2 protein-coding genes and 1 riboswitch are annotated in these 4,073 nt (G+C 45.0%); of the genes, one reads left to right on the top strand and one right to left on the bottom strand.

Features of this window, described 5'->3' with window-relative positions:
- Nucleotides 1-363 precede the first annotated feature (363 nt).
- On the bottom strand, nucleotides 364-1,641 hold the full coding sequence (gene cbiE / locus PN499_RS13085) for a precorrin-6y C5,15-methyltransferase (decarboxylating) subunit CbiE (RefSeq protein WP_272032376.1): 1,278 nt from the start codon (nucleotides 1,639-1,641) through the stop codon (nucleotides 364-366).
- A gap of 548 nt (nucleotides 1,642-2,189) precedes the next feature.
- Nucleotides 2,190-2,264: riboswitch (adenosylcobalamin-variant (AdoCbl-variant) riboswitch) on the top strand.
- A gap of 54 nt (nucleotides 2,265-2,318) precedes the next feature.
- Here cbiE and cobG point away from each other — a divergent pair.
- Nucleotides 2,319-3,944, top strand: a complete 1,626-nt coding sequence (cobG, locus tag PN499_RS13090; RefSeq protein WP_272032378.1) for a precorrin-3B synthase — start codon at nucleotides 2,319-2,321, stop codon at nucleotides 3,942-3,944.
- The last annotated feature ends 129 nt before the right edge of the window (nucleotides 3,945-4,073 follow it).

Raw genomic sequence — 4,073 nt, forward strand, 5'->3', positions numbered from 1 at the left:
ATTATTTCAATTTACCTAATTTAGGTAAGTTTGACGGGCTGTCGTGACTTTAAAACCGCATAAGTTAAATGAAAAAAAAATTGGCTCTCAGTTTTCACAACTGATAAAAAATTTTAAGTCACATCTGCGGAATGTGGGTTGTAACCTAACCCTCCAATCCCCTTTTATTTTAGGGAAAGGGGAAGAATAAGTTGATGAATTAATATAGCAATCCTAAATGAATCGTAAATTTTTTACCCCACCCCAACCCTCCCCTTGCTAAGGGGAGGGAGTAAGAAATTCACAAATGATTTAGGATTGCTATATACAGGTTTTAAATGTCTAAAAGCTTAGGAAAGGGTAATTTTTTCTTCTTTCTTCTTTCTATAAACCAGGCTTAAATGCGATCCATTGTGTAATCGGTGCAGAAGGTTTCCAACTTAAAAAAGAGCCGATCGCGACTGTGCGATCGATACTAATCCGAATCAGCTCACCTCCATACTGGCTATGCCATTGTAGCACTTTGAGTTCGCTCTCAATGGTGACAGCATTTACTACTAGGCGGCCGTGCGATCGCAGTGCATTCCAGCAGGTTTCAAATAGAGTATCAGTAGTAGCACCACCGCCAATGAAGATGGCATCAGGTTGAGGCAAGTCTTTTAAAGCCTCTGGCGCTTCTCCTGCAACGATTTTGAGATTGGGAACGCCAAGGGCGGCGGCATTATCGGCAATGTATTGTAATCTGGTTGGGTGACGTTCGATCGCGATCGCGCGGCAGTGGCGATGACTCCGCATCCACTCAATCGCGATCGAACCGCAGCCAGCACCCACATCCCAGAGCAATTCTCCCGGAATTGGAGCTAAAGTTGAGAGAGTAATGGCTCGAACTTCGCGTTTAGTAAGTTGTCCGTCGTGGTGAAAGGCGCTATCCGGTAAGCCTGAAATGCGGGGTAAAAGGAAGGTTCCGGGAGTGGCGAGCGCTGCGATGCCTTCGGCGCGGCGGATCGCGATCGCGATCGTATTCAAATCGGCTAAATCCGTTGCCTCCCACGTCGCTGCAATGCCCTCAATTACTCGTTCTAACTCCCCCCCCATCCGCTCTAATACAGCGATCTGGCTGTCACCAAAGCCTCGCTCTGTTAGGATTGCCGCCACCTTAGCGGGGGTATGTTTGTCCGCACTCAGAACTAGCAAGCGTGCGCCGGGATAGAAAGCAGATGCGATCGCAGCGATCGGGCGGTTTGTTAAGCTAAAAGTTTCGATTTCGGCAAGGGGCCATCCCAGACGGGCACAAGCCAGACTGAAAGCCGATGCAGCCGGAATAATAGTTATTTGCGAGATGGGAATGCGGCGGGTGAGGGTTACGCCAATGCCGTGACACATCGGATCGCCGCTGGCTAAAATGCAGACAGGTTGTCCTTGGCGGCGGATAATTTCATCAATTGTCGCCTCAATAGGAGATGTCCAAACTAACTTTTCGCGATCGTCTTTTGGCAGCATTGCTAAGTGACGTGCGCCGCCGACAATAAATTTAGCGCTATCGATTAGAGATTGCGCGATCGCGGTTAATCCAGATAGTCCATCTTCACCAATACCCACTACTGAAAGCCATTTTTGCTGAGGACTGGGAATTAGAGATTGAGTGGAGACTTGGCTTGTCATTTCTGGATTATGGTATATGGACTAGGACTTACGCAGGGACTCCCAGAAACCGGGTTTTTGAGAGAATCTGTGGGTCAAAACGAAGTATTTTCGTAAAAAAACCCGGTTTCTTTGGTTGGGCGCGTAAGTCCTGTGGACTGTTTCTAGTTGTAGGCTTAGGTTGGATTTAGACCTACAAACTGATTTAACAAAAGGGCTGAAAGCCAAGATTATAGTTAAATACTGCTTGCAGAAGTGCATTGATAGACTTCAACTTAACGACTAAAAAAGCGTCAAGAATATTTTGAGCAGTAATGTGGAATCGGGAAAGCAAAAATTCCCGAAATCTCCGAATTGTTAACCGTTAATCCTAACTCTACCTGAAAATACTATAAATTAATCAAACAGAACTTACGCAAGTGTCATAAGATCGGGGTTGATTTTGTGGTACGTTATTGGGCTTCAGCGCTTTTGTGAGATTAAATCCCAACAACATACCTAACCTACCCCAAATGTCAAGTTTTTAAATGATTAGAGCCGGAGCGATCGCATACGTGATATTATTCTAGAACCTGAATATGGGAAAGTCCGGTGTAATTCCGGCGCTGTGCCGCAACTGTCAAAGCCAGAACGCCATTGAGGGGGTGCTTTTTGCACATTCACACTCGATTCCCTGCGTCGCATGGGGAGGATGTTCCTTGTTATCTTTACCTGATTTACCAACCTGTCCAGGTTTATTTTATGGCTCCGTTGCTCGAGATGGGATCTTGTCTCGGATGCGGATTCCGGGGGGAATTTTAAATACAGTACAATGTTGTGCGATCGCGGATCTGACTGAGGAATTAGGCGGCGGCTACGTGCAAGTCACGAATCGGGCTAATTTACAGATCCGGGAAATGCGATCGACAATTGGTACTGAAGTTTTTGCTAAATTACAACAGTTAGGGATAGCGCCATCCTATCTGGAAATAGACCCGCTTCGCAATATTATGGCAAGTCCCACAGCGGGAATTGACTCGCAACAATTACTCGATACTCGCCCTCTGGTTAAGGAGTTGGACGATTACTTGCAGCGACATCCTGAGTTATCGGCATTATCGCCTAAGTTTAGTATTTGCTTTGACGGCGGAGAGTCGGTTTCTGTGCGCGATCGCCTGAATGATATTATCTTAGTTGCAGAAAGGCGACCGCTATTAAAAGAAATTGTTTTTCGCCTGTTTCTGAACGAGACAAAGTATCCCGACACAGGTATTATTATACCCCAATCTCAGTGTATATCAGTCTTAGCAGCTTGCGCTCAAGTTTATCTGAATTATACCAAAGAGCGCGGCTTAATTAAGGACAGAAAACCACGCCTGCGCCACTTGCTAGCAGATTGGGGTCAAGATTTCTATCTCGAACAAATTGAAAAATATTTGTCTTTTCCTTTGCAAAGGATTTCACCTGAAAAGGCGATGAGTCCAGTTTTAATTAATGGCAATCAATCTGATTTTGAAGACAATCAATGTCCTGGTGATACCAAAATAAATCAAGATAATTTGGGAAAAGAGATCGATAGCTTCCCTACAAAAACTACAACGAAAAACTTGCCAATTTCTGCATTTTCAAGTTATAATCATCTTGGCATTCATCCTCAAGATCGACCAGGTTTATCCTATATTGGGATTGCTTTACCTCTAGGCAAACTGGAATCTAAACAATTGCGAAGCTTAGCAAATTTAGCACAAACTTATGGCAGCGGTACAATCCGGCTTACGCCTTGGCAAAATCTGCTAATTTCCGATATTCCCAACTCTCAACTTCCTGATATCAAGCAAGCCATTACTGCATTAGGATTACACTGGTCAGCAAATCGTCCAGATAGTGCATTAATTGCCTGTTCCGGCCAGACTGGTTGCGCTTCGGGTGCGACAGATACTCAAGGTGATGCCTTAAAATTAGCAAGGGATTTAGGAACAAAATTAAGGTTAGAGCGACCGATTAACATTCACTTCAGCGGTTGCAAAAAATCCTGTGCTCAACATAATCCTAGCGAGATTACTTTATTGGGAACTGAAATTACAAATGGGAGTCAGAAGATAGCATCGTATATTATGTATGTCGGTGCAAAAGATTCACCCTTTGGGCGGCAACTCTTCCCAGCCGTGAGTCCGGCCGATATATCATCTTTAATAGAAGGAATGCTGCGAGTTTATCAAAAGATGCGATCGCACAATGAGTCTTTCGGTGAATTTGCCGATCGCCATCCCATTTCTCAGTTACAACAGTGGTTAAATCCCACTCAAATTCAACATTCTGCATCCCATTCGGTAACTGAAGTATAGCAACCGCCAAGGCATTTAAAGCACTCTGAATTGCTGAAGCCTTAATTCTCTTCCCTTCTTCCCCTCTTCCCCTAGCCCCTAGCCCCTAGCCCCTAGCCCCTAACCCCTTCTTCCCCTAGCCCCTAGCCC

This window comes from Kamptonema animale CS-326 (genome assembly GCF_028330895.1).
Lineage (GTDB): Bacteria > Cyanobacteriota > Cyanobacteriia > Cyanobacteriales > Microcoleaceae > Kamptonema > Kamptonema formosum.

What these genes read in the sequence shown, in the direction of transcription:
- cbiE (WP_272032376.1), bottom strand. Translation starts at nt 1,641, where the DNA reads ATGACAAGCCAAGTCTCCACTCAATCTCTAATTCCCAGTCCTCAGCAA.